The sequence below is a fragment of the Klebsiella sp. GG_Kp175 genome (assembly GCF_040062325.1).
GTDB lineage: Bacteria > Pseudomonadota > Gammaproteobacteria > Enterobacterales > Enterobacteriaceae > Klebsiella > Klebsiella quasipneumoniae.
In genome coordinates this window covers 110,733-133,166 of sequence record NZ_JBEAFX010000012.1, presented here as the reverse complement: position 1 = coordinate 133,166, position 22,434 = coordinate 110,733, and the positions used below count along the sequence as shown (strand labels likewise).

The 22,434-nt window shown below is 61.2% G+C and carries 18 protein-coding genes and 1 pseudogene; 13 read left to right on the top strand and 6 right to left on the bottom strand.

Annotated features, from left to right (window positions below; translation table 11 throughout):
• Nucleotides 1-229: 229 nt before the first annotated feature.
• Nucleotides 230-2,302 (bottom strand): TonB-dependent siderophore receptor, encoded by a 2,073-nt coding sequence (locus ABLU73_RS18395; RefSeq protein ID WP_264924699.1) that lies wholly within the window; start codon nucleotides 2,300-2,302, stop codon nucleotides 230-232.
• Nucleotides 2,303-2,807: 505 nt separating this feature from the next.
• On the opposite strand from ABLU73_RS18395, the gene ABLU73_RS18390 reads away from it, so the two are divergent.
• The 9 genes and pseudogenes from ABLU73_RS18390 (at nucleotide 2,808) to ABLU73_RS18350 (ending at nucleotide 10,850) form a co-directional block, all read left to right on the top strand.
• Entirely contained in the window at nucleotides 2,808-3,629 is an 822-nt protein-coding gene (locus tag ABLU73_RS18390) for an ABC transporter ATP-binding protein (protein ID WP_004203036.1), read from the top strand.
• The gene (locus ABLU73_RS18385; protein WP_048324554.1) at nucleotides 3,626-4,651 is read left to right on the top strand and encodes an iron ABC transporter permease; all 1,026 of its coding nucleotides are present in this window, start codon (nucleotides 3,626-3,628) and stop codon (nucleotides 4,649-4,651) included. Before ABLU73_RS18390 ends, ABLU73_RS18385 begins: the two co-directional genes overlap by 4 nt.
• The gene (locus ABLU73_RS18380) at nucleotides 4,648-5,700 is read left to right on the top strand and encodes an iron ABC transporter permease (protein ID WP_250202715.1); all 1,053 of its coding nucleotides are present in this window, start codon (nucleotides 4,648-4,650) and stop codon (nucleotides 5,698-5,700) included. The genes ABLU73_RS18385 and ABLU73_RS18380 overlap by 4 nt, the downstream gene beginning before the upstream one ends.
• Nucleotides 5,690-6,667: an ABC transporter substrate-binding protein gene (locus ABLU73_RS18375; RefSeq protein WP_074194065.1), complete on the top strand. Its 978-nt coding sequence runs from the start codon at nucleotides 5,690-5,692 to the stop codon at nucleotides 6,665-6,667. Before ABLU73_RS18380 ends, ABLU73_RS18375 begins: the two co-directional genes overlap by 11 nt.
• Nucleotides 6,633-7,566 (top strand): annotated as a pseudogene (locus ABLU73_RS18370) (MurR/RpiR family transcriptional regulator). The gene ABLU73_RS18375 and the pseudogene ABLU73_RS18370 overlap by 35 nt, the downstream one beginning before the upstream one ends.
• Before the next feature lie 92 nt (nucleotides 7,567-7,658).
• A complete protein-coding gene (locus ABLU73_RS18365; protein WP_004203029.1) occupies nucleotides 7,659-8,426 on the top strand; it encodes a basic amino acid ABC transporter substrate-binding protein in 768 nt (255 codons plus the stop codon).
• A 63-nt stretch (nucleotides 8,427-8,489) separates the two neighbouring features.
• A complete protein-coding gene (locus tag ABLU73_RS18360) occupies nucleotides 8,490-9,254 on the top strand; it encodes an amino acid ABC transporter permease (protein ID WP_004151161.1) in 765 nt (254 codons plus the stop codon).
• Nucleotides 9,241-9,963 (top strand): amino acid ABC transporter ATP-binding protein, encoded by a 723-nt coding sequence (locus ABLU73_RS18355; RefSeq protein ID WP_002908374.1) that lies wholly within the window; start codon nucleotides 9,241-9,243, stop codon nucleotides 9,961-9,963. Before ABLU73_RS18360 ends, ABLU73_RS18355 begins: the two co-directional genes overlap by 14 nt.
• A 299-nt stretch (nucleotides 9,964-10,262) precedes the next feature.
• The gene (locus tag ABLU73_RS18350) at nucleotides 10,263-10,850 is read left to right on the top strand and encodes a DUF1062 domain-containing protein (RefSeq protein ID WP_074195278.1); all 588 of its coding nucleotides are present in this window, start codon (nucleotides 10,263-10,265) and stop codon (nucleotides 10,848-10,850) included.
• Between the two features lie 129 nt (nucleotides 10,851-10,979).
• Here ABLU73_RS18350 and ABLU73_RS18345 read toward each other — a convergent pair whose 3' ends face one another.
• The 3 genes from ABLU73_RS18345 to ABLU73_RS18335 form a co-directional block, all read right to left on the bottom strand.
• The gene (locus tag ABLU73_RS18345; RefSeq protein WP_004203026.1) at nucleotides 10,980-11,372 is read right to left on the bottom strand and encodes a VOC family protein; all 393 of its coding nucleotides are present in this window, start codon (nucleotides 11,370-11,372) and stop codon (nucleotides 10,980-10,982) included.
• A 41-nt stretch (nucleotides 11,373-11,413) separates the two neighbouring features.
• The gene (locus ABLU73_RS18340) at nucleotides 11,414-11,848 is read right to left on the bottom strand and encodes a VOC family protein (protein ID WP_017899595.1); all 435 of its coding nucleotides are present in this window, start codon (nucleotides 11,846-11,848) and stop codon (nucleotides 11,414-11,416) included.
• 115 nt (nucleotides 11,849-11,963) lie between these two features.
• Complete coding sequence (locus tag ABLU73_RS18335) at nucleotides 11,964-13,163, bottom strand: MFS transporter (RefSeq protein ID WP_004203023.1); 1,200 nt, start codon at nucleotides 13,161-13,163, stop codon at nucleotides 11,964-11,966.
• A 296-nt stretch (nucleotides 13,164-13,459) separates the two neighbouring features.
• Between ABLU73_RS18335 and ABLU73_RS18330 the strand changes: the two genes are divergently transcribed.
• The gene (locus ABLU73_RS18330) at nucleotides 13,460-14,617 is read left to right on the top strand and encodes a M20 aminoacylase family protein (RefSeq protein WP_004203021.1); all 1,158 of its coding nucleotides are present in this window, start codon (nucleotides 13,460-13,462) and stop codon (nucleotides 14,615-14,617) included.
• A gap of 40 nt (nucleotides 14,618-14,657) precedes the next feature.
• Here ABLU73_RS18330 and fdhF read toward each other — a convergent pair whose 3' ends face one another.
• Both fdhF and ABLU73_RS18320 read right to left on the bottom strand, forming a co-directional pair.
• Nucleotides 14,658-16,808, bottom strand: a complete 2,151-nt coding sequence (fdhF, locus tag ABLU73_RS18325; RefSeq protein WP_264924689.1) for a formate dehydrogenase subunit alpha — start codon at nucleotides 16,806-16,808, stop codon at nucleotides 14,658-14,660.
• Nucleotides 16,809-17,054: 246 nt separating this feature from the next.
• Complete coding sequence (locus tag ABLU73_RS18320) at nucleotides 17,055-18,134, bottom strand: malate/lactate/ureidoglycolate dehydrogenase (RefSeq protein WP_259602210.1); 1,080 nt, start codon at nucleotides 18,132-18,134, stop codon at nucleotides 17,055-17,057.
• A 303-nt stretch (nucleotides 18,135-18,437) separates the two neighbouring features.
• On the opposite strand from ABLU73_RS18320, the gene ABLU73_RS18315 reads away from it, so the two are divergent.
• The 3 genes from ABLU73_RS18315 (at nucleotide 18,438) to ABLU73_RS18305 (ending at nucleotide 22,433) form a co-directional block, all read left to right on the top strand.
• The gene (locus tag ABLU73_RS18315; protein WP_004203017.1) at nucleotides 18,438-19,526 is read left to right on the top strand and encodes an ABC transporter substrate-binding protein; all 1,089 of its coding nucleotides are present in this window, start codon (nucleotides 18,438-18,440) and stop codon (nucleotides 19,524-19,526) included.
• 74 nt (nucleotides 19,527-19,600) lie between these two features.
• Nucleotides 19,601-21,370, top strand: coding sequence for an iron ABC transporter permease (locus tag ABLU73_RS18310; protein ID WP_264924690.1), 1,770 nt, complete (start codon nucleotides 19,601-19,603; stop codon nucleotides 21,368-21,370).
• Complete coding sequence (locus tag ABLU73_RS18305) at nucleotides 21,363-22,433, top strand: ABC transporter ATP-binding protein (protein ID WP_243811673.1); 1,071 nt, start codon at nucleotides 21,363-21,365, stop codon at nucleotides 22,431-22,433. The genes ABLU73_RS18310 and ABLU73_RS18305 overlap by 8 nt, the downstream gene beginning before the upstream one ends.
• The last annotated feature ends 1 nt before the right edge of the window (nucleotide 22,434 follow it).

The following is a 22,434-nucleotide window of genomic DNA, read 5'->3' as shown; positions in this document are numbered from 1 at the left end:
TTACCGGGCCTACGAACTCCACAGGAAGGGGAAGGACCGCAGGCCATGCTGTTGTAGGCCGGTGCAAGCGCAGCGCCGCCCGGCAATGGGCATCCGGCGCCGGGCGCCTGTTTTGTCCGATGGCGGCTGCGCCTTACCGGGCCTACGAACTCCACAGGAAGGGGAAGGTCCGTAGGCCGGTGCAAGCGCAGCGCCGCCCGGCAATCGACGTCCGGCGCCAGTGTAAGGGTTAAAAATCCATCTTCACCGTGAACTGCACCTCGCGCGGATCGCCAATCTGGTTACCGAGGTTATTGGTGCCGATGGAAGAGGTGTAATAGGTCTTATCAAACAGGTTCTTCACGTTCACCTGCAGCGTCACCGGATACTGCAGCTTCATCTTATAGGCGGCGAACACATCCGCCACCGCATAGCCCTGCAGATAATAATCCGCGCCGTTGGTGCCGGAGCGCTTGCTGACCGCATGACCGCCGCCGCCGACGGTCAGGGTATTGCTGTTATAGACGTTATGAATGTCATAGGTCAGGAACAGCGAGCCGGTATGTTTCGGTACGTTTGGCAGCGGTTTCCCGGCGTAATCCGGATCTTCCAGCACTTTGGCGTCGGTGTAGCCGTAGCTGGCGATCACGCTGAGGTTATCGGTGATGGACCCGGCCAGGTCCACTTCCACGCCCTGGGAACGCACCTTGCCCGCGGTTTTCGCCACCGTCTCATCACCAATACTCTCGGTGTACAGCACGTTGCGCTTATGGATATCAAACAGCGCGATATTGGCGGTAATGCCCTCCAGCAGGTCGAATTTGGCGCCCACTTCGTAGGCGGTGGACTCTTCCGGCGGCAGCTCGCCGATATAGCTGGCGATCGACGACTGCGGCATAAACGACTGGGCGACGTTGGCGAACAGCGACACGTTCGGCGTCACTTTGTAGACCAGGCCGGCTTTCGGCGTCCATTTCTCATCGCGGCTGTCGGTATTGACGTTAAACGGTCGGCCTTTACCGGCGTACTGGGTGTAATACTGGTAGCGCACGCCGGCGACGGCGATCCAGTTGTCGGTGAGGTACAGCGCGTCCTGCACGTAAGCGGCATAGCTCTCCTGCTGGATCCGCTGATCGCTGTCGGACGCGGAGACGGTATTGCAGGTGTCCAGGGTGCCGTAGACCGGATGATAGATGTTAAAGCCTTTCACGTTCTTGCAGCGCAGCATATCGGTGCGCAGCAGATCGTAATTCTCATAGGCGACGCCGGTCAGCAGTTCGTTATAAAAGCCACCCACCACCACGTTGCCCTGCAGGTCGGCGCGGGTCGAGTGCATCTTCTGCGTGGAGCCATGGGTACCGTCAACCCGGCGGGTGAGGTTGCCGGTCGCCGAATCATAGGCCATCACCCGCGCCTGGTTATCGTTATAGTGATCCTGGCTGTAGCTGTAATCGAAGCGCGCGGTCCAGGCGTCGTTAAGGCGATACTCGGCGTTGAGCTGGGCGAGGTCGGAATAGCCATCGGTAATATTAAAGGCTTCATCGAAGCGGGTTTTGCGATCGGCGTTCACCGCATGCCCGGTATTGAGATCGAAGATAGTGCCGCGGTCGAAGGGGGCGCTGTAGTCGCGGTGCGAATAGGACGCGGTCACCGTCGCCCGGTCGCCAAACCAGGTCAGGGAAGGGGCGATAAAGCGGCTTTTGTTTTTACCAAAGTTGCGCCAGTAATCCTCATTCTGATATTCGCCGATCAGCCGGTACGCCAGATTCGTGCCTTCGATGGGGCCGGTGACGTCGACGCTGCCGGTGCCGCCGCCAAAGCTGGTGGACGTCCCGGAAACCGAACCGGAGAACTGCCGCTCCGGACGTTTGGTGATGACGTTGATCAGCCCGCCGGGGTCGAGAATACCGTACAGCGTCGAGGCGGGTCCCTTCAGGACTTCCACCCGTTCGGTGGCGGCGTTAAAGCTGCGCGGCAGCACGGTGCGCAGGCCGTTGGTCATGATCGAGCCGTCGCGGTTAGCGCCGAAGCCGCGGCGGGTAAAAGCGTCCTGGGTGCCGCCAAGGGTGTTGGTCTGCACCACGTTGGCCACGTTATACAGCGCCTCATCGAGCGAGGTGGCGTGCTGATCTTCGAGAACCCGATCGCTGACGGTATTCACCACCTGCGGAATATCCAGCAGCGGCATTGAGGTCAACGTCGCGGTAGAGGAGCTGAGCGGTTGATAGCCGCTGGTGGCGCTCTGCCGGGCGTCGTTGGCCACCACGGTGATGGTCTCTTCCGCATCGTTGTTATCTTTCGCCGCGTGATTTTCCGCGGCCATTAATCCCGGTGAGGCTAAAAAAAGAAGCGAAAAAAGCGCCCGCCCTTGCAACGAGGTGAAGGCGACATGGGGTTGAGTCATTATCTTTTTCTCGTGAACGAATCTGCCTTTGCGGTCAGATAAAGCCAATAAAATCATTGCCCTGAATAATAAAAACACGTGGTTTAGCGTCTGAACGCGCCTTTATATGTGTAATTGAGAATCATTCAACCATGAAGGAATGTAGTAGTAAACGTTATGCAAGATAAAATTTCAGCGGCGAGGAACAGGACGTTTTAAACGCCTCAAGTAGGGAGCGTTATGCACTTATCTCTTTGATATTGTTTTATTAAAATTATGTTGCGTTGGCGCAGCCTCGCTGTAGTCAGCGTCTCCGCAGGAAGACGATGGCGACTATTGACTACTACATTCATCCCCGTCATGATCAAAAGAGAATGAGATTTATTTTGATTTGACTGCAGAATGTCCAGCCATCGCCTGGAACGCTGCGGCGCAGGAGCGAGTTATGCCACAGCGGGTGACACCTGCAGAGCAGGGGATCGTACTGGATGCCCTGTCAGCCGGCTACGGCCAGACCCTGATCGTTGACGACATCAACCTGACCATCCCCAGCGGCAAAATGACGGTGCTGGCAGGGGCGAACGGCTCCGGCAAATCAACGCTGTTGTCGACTATCGCCAGGATGCTGAAGCCGCTCGGCGGCTGCGTGCGTCTGGACGGGCAAGCCATTCATCAGATGCCGACGAAGGCCGTCTCGCGCCAGCTCGGCATCCTGCCTCAATCGCCGCTGACCCCGGAAGGGTTAACGGTTTTCGAGCTGGTCTCGCGTGGGCGCTATCCGTGGCAGGGTCTGATGCGCCAGTGGTCAGACGCCGATGAGCTGGCGGTGGAGGAGGCGCTGCGCTTAACGGGCACCCGCGAGTTCGCTCATCTGCCGGTGGACAGCCTCTCCGGCGGCCAGCGTCAGCGCTGCTGGATCGCCATGGCGCTGGCGCAGCAAACGGCCACCATTCTGCTCGATGAGCCGACCACCTGGCTCGACCTGCGCTATCAGGTCGATATTCTCGAGCTGCTCCAGACCCTGACCCGCGAACATGGCCGCACGGTGGTGACGGTGCTCCATGACCTCAACTTTGCCGTGAACTACGCCGATCTGCTGGTGTTTCTCAAACAGGGGCGCATCGCCGGTACGATTAGCGACAACGAAGTCTGTAGCCCTGAGCTGATTAAACGCGTGTTTGACGTTGACGTGCAGATGTCGATTAACCCGCAAACCGGCAAACCCTTCTTTATGCCGTTTCGCGCCCGCCAGGCGGCGGCGCAATGAGCGTGACTATCCTGCTTTCCGCGCGGCGGCGCGCCCGTCCCCGACTGGCGCTGCTCCTGCTTACGCTGCTGCTTATCGCCGGTTCGCTGGTGCATCTTGGCCTGGGCGCCCGCTGGATCGCCCCGCAGACGGTGCTGCAGGCGCTGCTGGAGTACAATCCGCGCAATTTCGAGCAGCGGATTATCGTCGAACTGCGCCTGGTGCGGCTGGCGGCGGCGCTGCTGACCGGCGCGGCGCTCGGCGTCGCCGGGCTGCTGCTGCAGACGGTGATCCGCAACCCGCTGGGCGAGCCGCATATCCTCGGCCTTAACGCCGGCGCGTCGCTGGCAGTGGTGGCGACCTCCGCGCTGGGGCTCTCTCTCGGCGCTTTCCCCGCCGCGCGGCCGCTGACCGCCGCCTGCGGCGCGGCGCTGCTGTTCGGCGGGGTGATGGTGCTGGCCTCTGCCGGTCGCGGCGGAGCGACGCCGCTGCGCATCACGCTGTGCGGGGTAGCGCTGTCGGCGTTTGCGTCGGCGGTGACGGCGGCGATATTAATTCTCGATGAACAAACGCTGCTGGCGATGCGCACCTGGCTGGCGGGCGATCTGGCCGGGCTGAACTGGAGCACGCTGTGGACGGCGCTGGTCCCGGCGCTGATCGGCCTTGGCGTCGCGCTGTTCCTTGCCCCGCGCCTTAACGTGCTGGCTCTGGGGGATAAGGTGGCGCTGGGCCTCGGCGTGAACCTCGTCCAGACGCGGCTGCTGGGCCTGCTGGCGATTGCGCTGCTCTGCGGCGCGGCGGTGGCGGTGGCCGGACCGATCGGCTTCGTCGGGCTGGTGGTGCCGCACGTGGTGCGCCGTCTGGTGACGGAAGATATCCGCCTGGCGCTGCCCCTGGCGGCGCCGGTAGGGGCGCTGGTGCTGCTCCTGGCGGATATCGCCGCCCGGACGCTGGTCGCGCCGCAGGAGCTGGCCACCGGGGCGATGACCGCCCTGGTGGGCGCACCGCTGTTTATCTTTATCGCCGCGAGGTTTTTTAAATGACGCGCGCCGTTCACCGGGCCGGTTTTCGGCCGCTGCTTTTCGCTTCCCGCCAGCTGCTGCTGCGCCCGGCGGCGCTGAAAATTGCCGCCTTTATGCTGCTGATGCTGCTGGCGCTCGGGCTGTACAGCCTCAGCCGCGGCAGCTATCCGCTGCCCGCATCGACGCTGGCGCAGGCCCTGCTGGCGCCACAGGAGATGGGCGAGCAGCCGCGCTTTATTCTGTTTGATATTCGCCTGCCGCGGATCCTGATGGCGCTGCTGTGCGGGGCCATGCTGGGGCTGGCCGGCGCGGCGATGCAGAGTATCACCCGCAACGGGCTGGCCGACCCGGGGCTGATCGGCGTTAAAGAGGGGGCCAGCATCGTGGTCCTGGCGCTGGTGCTGTTTTTCCCGGCGGTAGGCCTGGTCTGGCGGCCGCTGGCGGGGATGGTCGGTGGCGTGGCGGTGGCCCTGCTGGTCCTGACGCTGGCCCGCGACTGCTCGCGGCCGCGCTTTATTTTAATTGGCATCGGCGTCTCCTGGACCCTGGCGGCGGCGGTCGGCATCTTTATGACCACCGCCGACGTACGCGACGTGCAGACGGCGATGATCTGGCTGGCGGGCAGCCTGCAGGCCGCCACCTGGCCGCTGCTGGCGGTGGCCTTTTGCTGGGCGCTGCCCGGGGCCATCATCCTGTTCTGTACCGCCCGGGCGGCGGACGCGACGCTGCTGGGCGACCGAACCGCCATCGGCCTCGGGGTGCGTCTGCAGCAGTTGACTCTGCTGCGCTTTTTCGCCCCGGTGCTGCTGACCTCGGCCAGCGTCTCCTGCGTCGGCAGCCTGGGCTTTGTGGGCCTGATGGCGCCGCATATGGCGCGTTTCGTGCTGCGCGGCGGCCAGGTCTCGCTGCTGAGCGGCAGCGCCCTGATTGGCGCCTTGCTGGTGCTGGCGACCGATACCCTTGGCCGGTTGGCGTTTGCGCCGCTGCAGATCCCGGCGGGGATTGTGATTGCCCTGGTGGGCTGCCCGTTCTTTGTTGTCTTGCTCTGGCGTCGCCGTGATGCCCTTTAATCAGGAAGGTATTATGCGTTGGTTCGTCTCATTGCTGCTGTTGCTGACGGGGGCCGTCAGCGCCGCCGACCCACATACTCAAACTTTTACCGATGATTTAGGCCGCACGGTCACCGTCCCGCTGCATCCGCAGCGCATTGTTTCGATGCACGATCTCGATATTACTATTCCGCTGATTGAGCTCGGGGTGCCACCGATCGCCAGCCACGGCCGCACGCGCCCGGACGGCAGCCACTATCTGCGCTCCAGCGCCCAGCTCACCGGTGTCGATTTCGATAACAGCGATATCCGCTTTATTGGCACCGCCGATATCGATCTGGAAGCGGTGGCTGCCGTCAGGCCGGATCTGATCATCACCGAGCCCAGTCGCCACGTGTCGGTGGAGCAGCTGGAGAAGATTGCCCCGACGGTGAGTATCGACCATCTGCAGGGCAGCGCCCCGGATATTTACCGCAAGCTGGCCCAGCTGACCAGCACCCAGCCGCGGCTGGCGATCCTTGAGCGCCGTTATCAGGAACAAATCAAGCAGCTGAAAGCGATGGTCAACCCTTCTCAGTACACCGTCTCGGTGATCCAGGCGAACAATGGCAAGGTCACGGTGCATCATTCGTATCATGCCCTGGGCCGGGTGCTGCGCGACGCCGGGTTCCGCTTTCCGCCGCTGATTGAGCGGATCCCCGACGGCCAGCGCATTGACGTCAGCGCGGAACAGCTGCCGGAGCTGGACGCCGATTTTGTCTTCGCCACCTGGCGGTCGGATACCGGCGGCAAGCCGCAGGATGAGCTGCAGGCGATGGAAGCGGTGATGCCCGGCTGGTGCGACTTTATGCGCGCCTGCCGCACCGGGCACTATATTTTGCTGCCGCGGGAGGAGGTGATCTCCAACTCCTACGCCGCGCTCTCCCTGATGGTGGCCCAGGTGCAGTCGCATATTGCCGGCAGGCCGCTCCCGGCGGAGGCCAAATGAAAAGCGCGATAAAAAAAGAGAAGGGGCGGGTCGACCTGTTCGGCGAACGCTATCGCGCCCGGGCGCATCAGCTCTCTCCCCGACTGCGGGCCGTGGTCAGCTATATCAACGACAACCGCGAGGTGGTGCTGGAGCAGACGGCGATGGAGATCGCCGCTGCGACCCAGACCTCCGACGCCACGGTGGTGCGCGCCATCCAGGCGCTGGGCTTCGCCGGGCTGCGCGAGCTTAAGCAGACCATGGAGCGCTGGTTCGGCACCTCGGTCACCTCGGCGGAAAAGATGCGCTCCACGGTCACCGCGCTCTCCAGCGACGTCAATTCCAGTATTGATTTTGTGCTGGAAGGCCATCAACGGGTTTGCGAGGTCCTGTCGCGGGCCGACAACCGCGCGGCGGTGGCTCAGGCGGTGGCATTGCTCAGCGACGCACGCCAGGTGGGGATCTTCGGTATCGGCGCCTCGGGGATCCTCGCCGAATACACCGCCCGGCTGTTCAGCCGCATTGGCCTGCCGGCGTATGTGATGAACCGCACGGGTTTCAGCCTCGCCGAGCAGCTCATCGGCCTGCAGCGCGGCGATGTGCTGATCATGATGGGGCAAAAATCGCCCCATCGTGAGGGGATGACCACCCTGCGCGAGGCGAAGCGCTTGGGTATTCCGACCATCCTGCTGACCCAGGCGGTGGACTCGCGCTTCAGCCAGGAGGCGCAGGTGGTGATTGACGTCCCGCGCGGCGGGGACAGTAGCCGGATGCCGCTGCACGGCACGGTGCTGGTCTGTCTGGAGATGATTGTTCTGTCGGTGGCCTCCACCACGCCACAAAAAACGGTGAAATCCCTGAAGCGAATCAACGACCTGCACCGGGCCATTGGTAAATCCGGCGGTAAACGCGGCAGTTGATAAGATAATTCACCAGCGGGAAGGTTTCCGGTTGCATATAAAAGTCAGTGTGTGTATTTTTATGCAAAATAAATGCATAAAAAGGAAATCTCATGGTCAAGAATTTGCTCAAAGCGTGTTTCATGATGGCCGCGCTGACGGCAGCCGGACAGGCGGCTGCGGAAACCTATACCGTCGGCTCCGGCGGCACCTACCGGCCGTTTGAATTTGAAAACAGCCAGAAACAGCTGGAAGGTTTCGACATCGACATCATTAAAGCCATCGCCAAAGCCGAAGGCTTTGACGTCAAGCTGGTCAATACCCCATGGGAAGGCATCTTCGCCACGCTGAACACCGGCGACCGCGACATCATCATCTCCGGGATCACCATCACCGATAAACGCAAACAGATGGTCGATTTCTCCGCGCCGTACTTCCCGGCCGAGCAGTCGATCGTCGTCGCCCAGGACTCGAAGGTGGATTCGCTGGCGGCCCTGAAAAACGAGAAGGTCGGGGTGGTGAACTCCAGCACCGGCGATATCGTGGTTTCTGAGGTGCTGGGCAAGAACAGCACGGCGATCAAGCGCTTCGACAATACCCCGCTGATGCTCCAGGAACTGTTCGAGGACGGCGTCAGCGCCGCGGTGGGTGACGTCGGGGTGGTGAAGTACTACATCAAACAGCACCCGGAGAAGCAGTTCAAGCTGGTGCCGGATGCCAAATTCGAACGTCAATATTTCGGTATCGCGGTGGCGAAAGGCAACAGCGAACTGCTGGGCAAAATCAACGCCGGTCTGCAGAAGATCGTTGCCGACGGGACTTACGCCAAAATCTATAAAACCTGGTTCGACGACAACGTGCCGACGCTGCCAGCGCAATAAGCCACCTTTTTCAGTGACCACGGCTATCGCCCAGGCGATAGCCGTATTTTTTAGGGAAGGACTATGACGGGATTCCGTTGGGAGATCATCGAGGAGTACGGCCCGCTGTTTGTGGACGGCGCCCTGATGACGATTAAATGTACCATTATCTGCGTGATCCTCGGGACGCTGTGGGGGTTAACCCTCGGTCTCGGACGGATGGCGAAGGCCGAGCACGGGCCGTGGAAATATATTCTCCGCTACCTGGTGCAGTTTCCGGTGCGCTTTTACGTTAGCGCCTTCCGCGGTACGCCGCTGTTCGTGCAGATCATGGTGGTGCACTTTGCTCTGGTGCCGCTATTTATCAACCCGCGCGACGGCCTGCTGGTGACCAGCGGCCTGATGAGCGCCGACTTTGCCCGCGAGCTGCGCGCCAGCTACGGGGCGTTCCTCTCCTGCATCGTGGCGATCACCCTTAACGCCGGGGCCTATGTGTCGGAGATTTTCCGCGCCGGCATCCAGTCGATCGACAAAGGGCAGATGGAGGCCTCCCGCGCGCTGGGCATGCCGTGGTGGAAAACCATGCGCAAGGTGATCCTGCCCCAGGCGTTTCGCCGCATTCTGCCGCCGCTGGGCAACAACGCCATCGCCATTGTTAAAGACTCGTCGCTGGCCTCGGCGATTGGCCTGGCCGATCTGGCCTACGCCGCGCGCACCGTTTCCGGCGCCTACGCCACCTACTGGGAACCCTACCTGACCATCTCCCTGGTCTACTGGGTGATCACCTTCCTGCTGGCGCAGCTGGTTAACCGTCTGGAAAAGAGGTTTGGCAAAAGTGATTCACATTAATAACTTACATAAGCGCTTCGGCGACAGCCACGTGCTGCGCGGCATCAGCTGCGATATTAAACCGCAGGAAGTGGTGTGCATCATCGGCCCGTCCGGCTCGGGGAAAAGTACCTTCCTGCGCTGCATGAATGCCCTGGAGACGGTCAGCGAAGGCGAGGTGGTGGTCAACGGCTTTGCCGCTCACGACCGCACTACCGACCTCAACAAGATGCGCGAAAGCGTTGGCATGGTGTTCCAGCGCTTTAACCTGTTCCCGCATATGACGGTGCTGGAAAACCTGATTATGGCGCCGATGAATCTGCGCAATATGCCGCGCCAGCAGGCGGTCGACCTGGCGGAAGCCTTGCTGGCGAAGGTGGGCTTAAGCGATAAGCGCGACGCCTGGCCCTCGAGCCTGTCCGGCGGCCAGCAGCAGCGGGTAGCCATCGCCCGCGCGCTGGCGATGAAGCCGTCGATTATGCTGTTTGATGAGCCCACTTCGGCGCTGGATCCGGAGCTGGTGGGCGACGTGCTGGAGGTAATGAAAAACCTCGCCAGCGAGGGGATGACCATGGTGATCGTGACACACGAAATGGGCTTTGCCCGCGAAGTGGCCGACCGGGTGATCTTCATCGACCAGGGCGTGATTCAGGAAGAGGGCAAGCCGGGGCAGATCTTTAGCGCGCCGAGCAACCCACGCACCGCCGCGTTCCTCAGCAAGGTGCTGTAAACCGAGCGGGCTGGCGCCAGGCCAGCCCGCTGAGTGTTGTCAAATATATTGATGATGTTTTTCATCATCAGTATAAACATTGACTGAACTCATATATCCCGCGATAACCCCTTTGTTAATCTCCGGGTATCGCTTTGGGCTTCTCCAGGAATATAACGTTGGAAATCTTTTTTTAACCCACTGAAAAATATCTACTAACTATTTTTCATACGCCAAAAATCATGGTCCGTTAATGACGGACTCGGTTTCGTATGGGTTAAAAAAGGTACGTTATGACAGTTACATGGACGGTCACGCCCGTGGGGTATCAGCACATTGCCAAACGCTGCCCCGCCTGCAATGTAAAACGCGACTTCGCACCTTCCGGCGCCATCCGGGTGAATTCGCAAAAGAAGCTGCTGGATATCTGGAGCATCTATAAATGTACGCACTGCGATTACACGTGGAATATCGCCCTGTTTTCCAGGCTGCATGTCAGCAAGATAAACCGTAAACTGCTTCAGCGCTTGATGCAGAACGATGCAGCTATGGTCCACTATTACGCCGCTGACCTCGCGACCCTGAAGCGCAACCGCGCCGAGCCGTCGGGGCAACCTGATTTTCGTATTCATGAGCAATGGTCGGTGACGCTGATGGCGTGCCCGCGGATAACGGTGCGCGTCAGAGTCAGTCGGCCATTTCGCATCAGCCTGCTATCAATACTGAAAAAACAGCTCAAGCTGAGTACGGCTGAAATCCGGTGGTTGGTCGCGACAGGGCATATCGAGGGTATTTCACTAAAACAGCTCAAGACGAAAAAGCTGAAGGCGATGGAATATCATTTTCAGCTGGCGGCGGAAACGCTGTATGCGCGACGCCGGATTACGTTATCACTTCGCGGTAGATAACTCGTCGGGGAGAGAAGTCGTAGCGCTTTAACCGCGGTTTTTCGTTATTCTCAATGAAATCAGGACGGCGAAGTCGGCCGTCCTGAATGACGCATTACTGCCTGAAAAAGGCACTTCCTCAGCAGCCATTCAAGCTGCCGACGCATAATAAACAAACGCCAGTTTATTGCCGTCGGGATCGCGGACGTAGGCGCTGTGAAAGCCGTTGCCATATTGTGGGCGGTGACCGGGAGCGCCTTCGTCACGTCCGCCGAGTTGCAGGGCGAGGGCATGCAGTTCCGCAATATGTTCGACGGAGCGGGCGTTAAGCGCCACCATCGTTCCATTGCCCACCCCGGCAGGCTGCTGGTCAAAAGGAACGCCCACGCACAGCCCACAGGTGTGGTTGCCGTTGAAGGTGCCCCAGGACGCCCCCTGTTCGTTACGGCCGGCTTTGACGTGTCCCAGCAGCGCCATTAACGGGTCATAGAACTTGATGGCGCGTGGCAGGTCATTGGTTCCCAACATGATGTATGAAAACATAGTGTCCTCCTGTTGCGGGCAAAAAGGTGTCTTTCGCCCGCTTACTGCGTGAAGCTGATCGCAACAGACCCGGCGCTGCGCTCAGCCTCGCCATGGTAGACCGCCTCAATATTATTCCCCTGCGGATCCAGCACAAAAGCGGCATAGTAACCAGGATGATAGTGTCGTTCGCCAGGCGCGCCGTTATCGCGGCCGCCATGGGTCAGCGCCGCATGGTAAAAAGCGTCCACCCTGTCACGATCTCTGGCCTGGAACGCCAGGTGGTGGCGTCCTGTCAGTTTCCCGGCAGCCTCCGGGCTGTGGCGTGAGGCCACCACCAGTTCGTCGGCCAGCAAGTAGTCATTAGCGGTGGTAATAACCGGGATCTCCAGCGCCGACAGTACGGCAGTATAGAAGTCTTTGCTTGCCTCAAAGTCTTCGACAACCAGCAGGATATGATCGATCAATCTGCCACGATGTAACGTCATGCTTTCCATGGAATTTCCTCTCGGCAGGGGGCCGGCAATGATTATAGCAGTGAGCCAGCAAGAACAGGATTCCCTCAGGTAAGGGCCATAAAAAAAGGGCTGGCGCCAGGCCAGCCCGTCAGGACTACTGCGCGGACTCCGTCGCTTCGTCCATGTCGTCTTCCTGCTCGCTGGCGAGCAGGGTTTTCTCGTTTTTGCACAGACACTGGATCAGCAGGAACAGCACGCCGCTGGCCACCAGGGTGGCGATCAGGCCATCGTAGCCGGTGATGCCGATCAGCATGCCGCTGACTACCGGCCCGGCGACGCTGCCGGCGGACCAGAAAAAGCCGAACAGGGCGTTAATCATAATCAGCTTCTGTCCGCTGAAGGTTTTCCCCGCTCGCACCAGCGACAGGGTATAAAGCGCCCCCGCCGCGGCGCCCAGCAGCAGGCAAATGGCCATCAGCTGAATGCGCGAACCGAGCATCAGCGGCAGGGCCAGCAGCGACAGGCTGAAGACCACCGCGCAGGCCAGATGCACGCGGCGAATGCCGACCCGGTCGGCCAGCCAGCCGAGCGGGGTCTGGAACATCGCATCCCCGGTAAGTACCACGGTCACCAGCAGCACCGCCATTCCTTCATTAAGCCCTTTATCCATACCGTACAGTGGCAGCAGGGCGAGGATGCTGGCGTCGAAGAAAGCGAAGCAGAAGACCCCGGAGGCCAGTACCGGCAGGAAGGCGCCGAGGCTGCGCCAGCTGGCGCGCTCCCCAAGGCTTTCGCGGGTGCCGGTGGGCAGATGTCGCAGCATCAGCAGGCAGACGGCAGTGACCGCGACGATCGCCATCAGCGCCGAAGCCTGCCAGGCGGGGCCGACGGAGATCAGCAGCGGCCCGGCCAGCTGGCAGCCGGTAAAGGCCGAGGCGTAGATACCGGTGAGGGTGGCGCGCTGGTTGCCTGCCGCGCCGCCGGTGATCCAGCTTTCACCGAGGACGATAATGACCCCGGAGGCCAGGCCGGTCAGCAGGCGCGGCAGCAGAAGCAGCGTCATATCGGTGGTCATGCATGAGGCGATGGTCGCCAGCGCCAGCAGGATCAAACTGCCGCTCAGCAGCACGCCCATCTCAACGCGCCGGCACAGCGCAGGAGAGAGGAAAGAGGAGATCATCATGCCGGCGGGCGGCAGGGCGGCCAGCAGGCCGACATACAGCGGCGCGATCTGCTGCTGCGCCAGCTCAAGACTGATTAACGGCACCGTATAGCCGGTGATAAATCCCACGAGCGACGCGGCCATGATCATCGCCAGCGTGGGAGCAAGACGATTCTGGTCTGGGTTAAACATTTTATTTCCGATGACGGAGAGGTCAGTAGTGGATCCTTCGGCAAATTGCCGTCCTGAGCTGCATAATAATTAATCGCCTGGCCGTTGTCACCGTTGAAATCACTACCAAAAAAGGACCGCCGGGCGACGGCAGGCCTGTACGCCGTGCCGCCGCCGCATTTCGTGACGTTGTCAGCGTGTTAACGACAGGATATAACGGAGGGAGCGGCAGCGACCCGACGCCGGTGAGCGAGGGGTAAAAACGCAACGCATGACCAAATTATTCAGCATTACGCTATGCAGGAAAGGAGTAATACATGGCCGTATCGCCGTCACTGATCGCCGAAGCCACAGGCTGGCGACGTGAGTTTCACGCCGCGCCTGAGCTCGGATATCAGGAGCAGGAGACCTCGCGCCGCGTCGCCGAGCTGCTGGCCTCGTTTGGCCTGCAGGTTCATCGCGGGCTGGCCGGCACCGGCGTCGTGGCGACGCTGGAAAACGGCCCCGGGCCGGTCATCGGCCTGCGCGCCGATATGGACGCCCTGCCGATCACCGAGCTGGGGAGCGTCAGCTACCGTTCGCGCCGCGCCGGGGTCATGCACGCCTGCGGCCACGATGGCCACACCGCGATGCTGCTGGCGGCCGCCGCCCATCTGGCGCAGACCCGTCAGTTCAGCGGCACCGTCCACTTTGTTTTCCAGCCGGCGGAAGAGAACCTCGGCGGCGCGCGCAAAATGGTGGAAGAGGGGTTGTTCGAGCGCTTCCCGATGGACGCCATCTACGCGCTGCATAACTGGCCGGGGATCCCGCTTGGCGAAGTGGCGCTCAGCGATGGCGCGATGATGGCCTCCCTCGACGCCTTCGAGATCACCCTGCGCGGAAAGAGCTGTCATGCGGCGATGCCGGAGAGCGGGGCCGATCCGATCGTCGCGGCGGCGCAGCTGATTATGGCGCTGCAGACCATTCCTTCCCGCCGCCTGTCGCCGCAGGATTCCGCGGTGGTCAGTATCACCCAGATAAACGGCGGCGAGGCGATCAACGTCCTGCCGGACACCGTGGTGCTGCGCGGTACCTTCCGCTGCCTGAGCAATCGCGTTCGCGCCCGCGTGCGGGAGCTTATCGAAAGCTATGTGGCGACCCAGCCACAGGTGTCCGATGTGCAGGGCGAGATTAGCTGGTTTCCGGGGTATCCGGTGACCAAAAACCATGCGCCCCAGGCGCAGCTGCTGCGCGAGGTGGCGGTCGCCACCCTTGGCGCGGAGGCGGTGCGCTGGAACCAGGCGCCGTCGATGGCCTCAGAGGATTTCGCCTGCATGCTGGAGGCCTGTCCGGGGGCCTATTTCTGGATCGGCACCGATGGCGAAACGCCGTCGAAGCCGCTGCATAACGCCAGCTATGACTTTAACGATGCGCTGATTAGCCACGGGGTGGCGATGTGGGTGGCGCTGGTGGAGAAACAGCTGCCGGCGGCGTAACCCACCGGCAGCGGCAGCAGGGAGCGCGCGCTCCCTGAGGTCAGACGTCGGCGGCGGCTTTCAGTCGCGCCTTCATGTCGCTGTAGGCCGTCCAGGCATAGCGCTCCGCCCACTGCTGGTCGGCTATCGCTTCCACTTTCACCGCACAGTATTTGGTTTCCGGCGTTTTGGAGATCGGATCGAGGTTATCCTGGGTCAGCTCATTGCAGGCGCCCACCCACCACTGATAGGTCATATAGACCGCGCCCGGGTTGATGCGATCGCTGAGGTCGGCGCGGGTGATCACCTTCCCGCGCCGGGAGCTGACCCACACCAGCTGTTTGTCAGCGATCCCCAGTCGTTGCGCATCCAACGGATTCATCTGCACCCGTCCCGGCTCGTCGGCCAGCGACTGCAGCGCGGCGCAGTTGCCGGTCATTGAGCGGCAGGAGTAATGCCCCACCTCCCGCACGGTGCAGAGCACCAGCGGCCACTCGTCATCCGGGCGCTCCGCCGGCGCGCGCCAGGCGGTGGCGAACAGCTGTCCTTTGCCCGATGGGGTATCGAAGCGGTTGTCTTTATACAGCCACGGCGTGCCGGGGTGGTCGAGGGTCGGGCATGGCCACTGGACATGGCCCATATCGCCCATTTTCTCCCAGGTCACGCCGTAGAACAGCGGGCAGAGTTCGCGCATCTCGTCCCAGATCTGCTGGTTGTTCTCATAGTGCATCGGATAACCCATTTCGCTGGCCAGCAGGCTAATGATCTCCCAGTCGCGCTTCACATTCCCCGCCGGAGGGATCGCCTGTTCAAACCGCTGGAACCCACGGTCGGCGCAGGTGAATACGCCGCCGTGCTCGCCCCAGGAGGTGGCCGGCAGCAGGACATCGGCAATTTCCGCCGTTTTGGTCATGAAGATGTCCTGCACCACCACAAAGTCCAGCGCCTCGATGCCTTTGCGCACCAGGCCGAGGTCGGCTTCAGTCTGCAGCGGATCTTCACCCATGATGTAGTAGGCTTTGATCTCGCCAGTCAGCGCTTTATGCGGCACCTCGGTGATGCGGGTGCCGACCTGGTCGTCCATCAGCGCCGGGTCGATGCCCCAGGCGGCGGCGAATTTCGCCCGCACGGCGGGGTCGGTGACCTCCTGATAGCCGGGGAACAGGTTCGGCAGCACGCCCATATCGCAGGCGCCCTGCACATTGTTTTGTCCACGAACCGGGCCCACGCCGACGTTGGGCCGTCCCAGGTTGCCGGTGAGCAGCGCCAGGCTTGCCAGGCCGCGCACCACGTCCACCGCCTGGCCAAACTGGGTGACCCCCATGCCCCACATAATGGTGGCGGATGGGGCGGCGGCGAACATGCGCATCGCCTCCCGGATTTCCCGCGCGCTGACCCCGACAATCCCTTCCACCGCTTCCGGGGCGTAATCCTTCACCGCCTCGCGGTAAGCATCCAGCCCTTCGGTATAGCGTTCGACATAGGTTTTGTTGTACAGCTCCTCCTCCAGCAGCACATAGCCGAAGGCATTTACCAGCGCCATGTTGCTGCCGTTGTTGAGCTGCAGATGACGATCGGCAATGCGCGCGGTTTCAATGCGCCGCGGATCGCAGACGATGATTTTGGCACCGTTTTCCCGGGCCTTGATTACCCGGCGGGCGACGATGGGATGGGAGTCGGCGCAGTTGTAGCCAAAGACCAGCAGGCACTTCGAGTTTTCGATGTCGCTGATCGAGTTGCTCATCGCCCCGTTGCCCAGCGCCTGCTGTAGCCCGGCGACGGAGGGGCCGTGGCAGACGCGGGCGCAGCAGTCGACGTTATTGGTGTTCAGCACCGCGCGGGCGAACTTTTGCATCACATAGTTGGTTTCGTTGCCGGTGCCGCGCGAGGAGCCGGTGGTCATGATGGCGCGCGGGCCATGCTTCTCTTTGATCTCCCTGAGCTTGCTGGCGGTATAGCGAATCGCCTCCTGCCAGCTGACCGGCGTGAAGGCGCCGCCTTTCTGGTAGCGGATCATCGGTTGTTTAAGACGGGGCGTCAGGAGCTGCGTATCGTTAAGAAAATCCCAGCCGTAGTAGCCTTTCAGGCACAGCTGGTTCTGGTTGGTGACGCCGTCGGCGGCCTCCGCGCGAATGATTTTATTGTTGTCGACAACCAGTTTAAGTTTGCAACCCGCCCCGCAGTAGGGGCACACGCTCGTGATTTTTTTCATCAGTAACAGACCTGTTAACAGTGAACAGAGGATCGCTGTCGCGCCGGGCCCGACGGGCAACGATCGCGGTATCGCCTGGTGGTGATGCGGACGCAGGCCCGCTGCGCTATGCAGGTCTCGTGCCAGATTTTAATGTGTTGATTTATAATGAAAAATTTCAGATGGATGATGACAGGAGCGTGACCTCGTCACTAATGACGATGACGCAGAGCGCCGACGTCAGACGCTCTGCGGGGGAAAACGCCGCTACGCGAGAGGGCGGCAGCGGGTGATATGCGACTCGCTCAGGCCGACGTCGCGTGCGGCGGCGCAGATTGCCTGCCAGCTGCCCGCATCCAGCGGGATCCCCTCGGCCAGGCGCGCTTCGCGGTTGGCGGCTTCCCATTCGCCGGGGGCCAGCACCGGGGCATCGGCATCGTGCGGCGACTGTTTACACCATGCGATAAAGGCCTCCGTCTGCGCCTGGCTGTCCGGGGCATCGAACGCGTCCGGGCGCAGGATCACGGTGGTCATGCAGTTAAAGATGGCGTCGACGCTGGTCTGCAGGCTTTCCTGATGGGTGGTTTGCCCCCCGGAGAGCGCGCCGCCGAGCACTTCGCACAGCGTCGCCAGGGCATAGCCTTTGTGCTGGGCGAAGGTGAGCAGGGCGCCCAGCGGCGAGGTTTGCATCACCGCCGGATCGGTGGTGGGCAACCCCTCGGCGTCGATCAGGCAGCCGGGGGCCACGGCTTCCCCTTTGTGCCAGGCGACGCGGGTTTTTCCAAAGGCGATGGCGCTGGTGGCGTAGTCCAGCAGCAGCGGCGGATGGCCCTCTCGCGGAAACACCACGCACAGGGGGTTGGTGCCGAAGCGACTGTCTTTTCCGCGGAACGGAGCGACCATCGGGTCGCCGATTACGCTGACGAAGTGAATGGAGATCAGTCCGGCGGCGGCGCACTGCTCGGCCCAGTAGCCGATGCGCCCGACGTGATGCGCATTGCGCAGGGCGATAGCCGCCATGCCGTGCTGCTTCGCCTTTTCGATACCTAACTGCATCGCTTCGTGGGCGACTACCTGGCCGAAGCCGGCGTTGCCGTCGAGGGTGACCACGGCGCCGGCATCTTTGGTGACCGTGGCGTGGCGGTTGAGCTGCAGAAAACCGCCGGCATGGGATTTCACATAGCTTGGGATCATCCCGACGCCATGGGAGTCATGCCCGGCCAGGTTGGCGGCGATCAGGTGGTCGGCGACCAGCGTCGCTTCTTCTGAGCGGCTGCCGAGATGGGTAAACAGTGAGACGACAAACTGATGCAGATCCGTCGCCAGAAAGCGGTGTCCTGTTGGCACTGATTCTCTCCTGTAGTCTGTTGTTATTTTGTTATGTTTGCCGTTTTATGCTGCGCCGCCCGGCGCAGAAGGTCAAGGGCGGGGGCTCCGGGCGTCACGCCACTGCGCCAGCGTCTGCGTTATACGCCAGACGATAAAAAACCGGTCCGCGATCGCGTTTTAATTAACGTCATAAACACCACATTTTTAAATTCTGCCACTGTCACAAAAGCCAGAAAAAAGCCAGCCCCGGCGTTGCAAGGGCAGCTGATACCACTATATGTTAAATTTGTGTTTATTAATTGATGATTAAAGGTTGGTATCATGTATAAGAAAATAAGTGGTTTAGTGGTTTCACTGACGGCCGTTTTCGCCTGTGCCGCCTGGGCGGAGGTGCCTGCGGGCTATCCGGCGGATTATCAAAAAACGGTTGATGCCGCCGTCAAAGAGGGCAAGGTGGTGATCTATTCCACAACCGATACCAAAGCCGCCGGGCCGTTAATTAAAGGATTCGAAGCGCAATATCCGGGCGTCAAAGTCGAATATAACGACATGAACAGCACCGAGCTGTATAACCGCTATATCAGCGAGCAGGCCGCCGGGGGCGGCAGCGGGGACGTGGTGTGGAGCTCATCGATGGATACGGCGCTGAAATTAGCCACCGAATACGCGGAACAATATGCCTCGCCGGAGGTGAAGCAATTGCCCGACTGGGCGGTGTGGCAGCAGAAAGCCTATGGCACCACCTACGAGCCGGTGGTATTTATCTATAACAAACGGCTGATCCCGCAGAATGAGGTTCCGGATTCGCATACCGCGCTGGCAAAATTGATCGCCAGCCAGGCCGATAAATTTAAAGGCAAAGTCACCACCTACGATATCGAAAAATCGGGCCTCGGCTTTATGCTGGCGGTGCAGGACAGCCAGGCCGATGCGAACTATTTTACCGACCTGGCGAATATCGCCAAAGGCGGCCTGACGGTGCAGTCTTCCACCGGCACGATGATGGAGCGCGTCTCCTCTGGCGAAAACCTGATCGGCTATAACATCCTTGGCTCCTATGCGGAAGCGCGGGCGAAAAACGATCCCTCTTTAGGCATTGCCTATCCGAAAGATTACGTGCTGGTGCTCTCCCGCGTCTCGTTTATTAGCCAGGAGAGCGAACATCCCAATGCGGCAAAATTGTGGCTGGACTATGTCCTGTCGGAAAAAGGCCAGCAGATCCTCGCCAGTCAGGCGGATATTCCCTCTATTCGTCGCGATATTGAAGGCAAAAATGATATCGACGGCATGACCGCGCTGCTGGGCAAAGCGTTAAAACCGATCCCGGTCAACGAAACGCTGCTGGATTATTTACAGCCGCAAAAACGTCTGCAGTTTATTAAACAATGGCGCAGCGCCGCCGCGAAATAATCCTCCCCCGGGGCATCGCCGATGCCCCTTATTCACACCCGGCGGGTTTATTCACCTGACCAAAGGGATGAACCATGAATGTATTACGCAGAAAGTGGCAGGGGCTGCCGCGCGGCGTGGTGGTGTGCATCACGGCGCTGGTGATTTATGTCCCGCTGTTATTTATTGTGGTGCAGAGTTTTCTCTCCGCGCCGTTCTTTTCCCGCTCCAAATCCTGGAGCCTGGAAGCCTTCGCCTTTATTTTTACCGACCCGGATTTTTATCTGGCGTTAAGGTCAGGCTTTATTCTGGCCTTTGGCCTGGTGATTATCGCCATTCCACTGGGCGGTATTTTGGCCTTTCTGATGGTACGCACCGATTTACCCGGCCGGCGTTTCATTGAGCCGCTGATCCTGGTGCCGATCTTCGTCTCGCCGATGGTGCTGGGCTTTGGCTACGTGGTGGCCGCCGGGCCGGTAGGCTTCTTTTCCCAGTGGGCGCAGCAGCTGATCGGCTTTGTGCCGTGGAATATCTACTCGATGTTCAGCATTGTGGTCATCGCCGGCTTAACCCACGTGCCGCACGCCTATCTTTATATCTCTTCGGCGCTGCGCAGCGTCGGTTCCGACGTGGAAGAGGCGGCGCGCACCGTCGGCGCCACGCCGCTGCAGGTGATGACCTCGGTGAGTCTGCCGATGGTGCGGCCGTCCATTCTTTACGCCTGCGTGCTGCTCTTTTTCCTCGGTCTGGAAGTCTTCGGTCTGATGCTGGTGCTGGGCGACCCCGAGGGCAACATGGTGCTGGCGACCTATCTCTACAAGCTGACCAATAAGCTCGGCACCCCCTCCTACCATCTGATGGCGGCGGTGGCGGTGGTGCTGATCTGCATCACCATCCCGCTGGTGATGCTCCAGCGGCGGCTGATGCGCACCGCCAACCGCTTTGTCACCATGAAGGGCAAGGCGTCGCAGGCGCGGGCGCTGCCGCTGGGCAAATGGCGCTGGGTGGCCGGGGCGGTGGTAGTGGCCTGGCTGACGGTGACCATCGGCGTGCCGCTGCTCGGCGTGGCGCTGCGCGCTTTTATCTCCAACTGGGGAGTCGGCGTGTCGCTGTGGGATGAGCTGTCGCTGACGACGTTCCACAATATCTGGCAGCAGCCCAACCTGCTGCGGGCGATCGTCAACTCGATGGCTATCGGCATCGTCGGCGGCGCGCTGGCGGTGATCTGCTATCTGTTTGTCGGTATCGCCATGCACCGCAAAGCGGACAACGTCACCCGCTTTCTTGATTACAGCGTACTGGTCCCGCGCGCGGTCCCGGGGCTGCTGGCCGGTCTGGCCTTCCTGTGGGTGTTCCTGTTTGTGCCGATGTGGCTCGATCAGTCGCTGAAGCACGGCTGGCTCTCAGTGCTGCCGGTGGCCGACTGGCTGCGGGAGCACCTTATCGTGCAGCTGCGCGCGCTGCGCAACACCATCTTCAGCGTCTGGTTGGCCTACACCGTGGTATGGATGGCTTACGGCCTGCGGCTCATCTCTTCGACGCTGCTGCAGGTGGGCCCGGAGCTGGAGGAGGCGGCGCGCAGCACCGGCGCCTCGCGGGGGCAGATCACCCGCCACGTCACCGTCCCGCTGTCGCGCTATGGGCTGATTGGCTCCTGGCTGCTGATGTTCCTGATCTTTGAGCGCGAATATTCCACCGGCGTCTATCTGCTGTCGCCGGGTACCGAAACCATCGGCTCGATGCTGGTGTCGCTGTGGGCGGCGGGGGCCATCGATATCGTCGCGGCGCTCTCCTTTATCAATATTCTGCTGGTGGTGATTGGCCTTGGCATCGCCCTGCGCTTTGGAGTGAAATTACATGATTGAGTTATCGGTAGAAAATCTGCATCTCACCTATGGCGACAACCCGGTGCTGAAAGGGGTGTCGATGACGCTCGGCCGGGGAGAGGTGGTGTCGCTGCTGGGGCCGTCGGGAAGCGGCAAAACCACGCTGCTGCGGGCGGTGGCCGGGCTGGAGAAGCCGACGAGCGGACGGATCGCCATCGGCAACCGCACGGTGTACGACGGCACGCCGCGCAGCGAAATACCGGCCGAAGAGCGTAACCTCGGGCTGGTGTTCCAGTCCTATGCCCTGTGGCCGCACAAAACGGTGTTCGACAACGTGGCCTATCCGCTGAAGCTGCGTAAAGTCGCCGCCGGGGAGATGAAAGAGCGGGTGCAGCGCGTGCTGGATCAGCTGGGGCTTGGGCACCTTGGCAACCGCCATCCGCACCAGCTCTCCGGCGGCCAGCAGCAGCGGGTGGCCATCGGCCGGGCGCTGGTCTACAACCCGCCGGTGATCCTGCTGGATGAGCCGCTATCCAACCTTGACGCCAAGCTGCGCGAAGAGGCGCGGGTGTTTCTGCGCGAGCTGATCGTCAAGCTGGGCCTGTCGGCGCTGATGGTCACCCACGATCAGAATGAAGCGATGGCCATCTCGGATCGTATTCTTCTGCTGAACAATGGCGTCATCGAGCAGCAGGGGACGCCGCAGGAGATGTACGGCAGCCCGGCGACGTTGTTCGCCGCCGAGTTTATGGGCAGCAATAACCGCCTGCACGGCAAGGTAATGGCGCTGGAGAACGGCAGGGCGCGGATCGAAGGCGCCAGCTGGAGCCTGTGGGGGCGAGCGGGCGAGGGGGTTAGCATCGGCGAGCCGGCGACGGCGGTGATCCGCGTCGAGCGCCTGCGTCTGGACGGCGCGGCGCAGGATAACAGTCTCCAGCTACCGCTGCTGACCAGCATGTACCTCGGCGACCGCTGGGAGTACCTGTTCCGCACCGAAGGCGACGATTTCCCGCTGCGCGCCTACGGAACGGCGCTGCGCGATGCCGAACACTGTCATCTGACGCTCCCGGCGGAGGATGTGTGGGTTTTTCCGCAGCGGTAAC

What these genes read in the sequence shown, in the direction of transcription:
- ABLU73_RS18395 (WP_264924699.1), bottom strand. Translation starts at nt 2,302, where the DNA reads ATGGCCGCGGAAAATCACGCGGCGAAAGATAACAACGATGCGGAAGAG.
- ABLU73_RS18390 (WP_004203036.1), top strand. Translation starts at nt 2,808, where the DNA reads ATGCCACAGCGGGTGACACCTGCAGAGCAGGGGATCGTACTGGATGCC.
- ABLU73_RS18385 (WP_048324554.1), top strand. Translation starts at nt 3,626, where the DNA reads ATGAGCGTGACTATCCTGCTTTCCGCGCGGCGGCGCGCCCGTCCCCGA.
- ABLU73_RS18380 (WP_250202715.1), top strand. Translation starts at nt 4,648, where the DNA reads ATGACGCGCGCCGTTCACCGGGCCGGTTTTCGGCCGCTGCTTTTCGCT.
- ABLU73_RS18375 (WP_074194065.1), top strand. Translation starts at nt 5,690, where the DNA reads ATGCCCTTTAATCAGGAAGGTATTATGCGTTGGTTCGTCTCATTGCTG.
- ABLU73_RS18365 (WP_004203029.1), top strand. Translation starts at nt 7,659, where the DNA reads ATGGTCAAGAATTTGCTCAAAGCGTGTTTCATGATGGCCGCGCTGACG.
- ABLU73_RS18360 (WP_004151161.1), top strand. Translation starts at nt 8,490, where the DNA reads ATGACGGGATTCCGTTGGGAGATCATCGAGGAGTACGGCCCGCTGTTT.
- ABLU73_RS18345 (WP_004203026.1), bottom strand. Translation starts at nt 11,372, where the DNA reads ATGTTTTCATACATCATGTTGGGAACCAATGACCTGCCACGCGCCATC.
- ABLU73_RS18340 (WP_017899595.1), bottom strand. Translation starts at nt 11,848, where the DNA reads ATGGAAAGCATGACGTTACATCGTGGCAGATTGATCGATCATATCCTG.
- ABLU73_RS18335 (WP_004203023.1), bottom strand. Translation starts at nt 13,163, where the DNA reads ATGTTTAACCCAGACCAGAATCGTCTTGCTCCCACGCTGGCGATGATC.
- ABLU73_RS18330 (WP_004203021.1), top strand. Translation starts at nt 13,460, where the DNA reads ATGGCCGTATCGCCGTCACTGATCGCCGAAGCCACAGGCTGGCGACGT.
- fdhF (WP_264924689.1), bottom strand. Translation starts at nt 16,808, where the DNA reads ATGAAAAAAATCACGAGCGTGTGCCCCTACTGCGGGGCGGGTTGCAAA.
- ABLU73_RS18315 (WP_004203017.1), top strand. Translation starts at nt 18,438, where the DNA reads ATGTATAAGAAAATAAGTGGTTTAGTGGTTTCACTGACGGCCGTTTTC.
- ABLU73_RS18310 (WP_264924690.1), top strand. Translation starts at nt 19,601, where the DNA reads ATGAATGTATTACGCAGAAAGTGGCAGGGGCTGCCGCGCGGCGTGGTG.
- ABLU73_RS18305 (WP_243811673.1), top strand. Translation starts at nt 21,363, where the DNA reads ATGATTGAGTTATCGGTAGAAAATCTGCATCTCACCTATGGCGACAAC.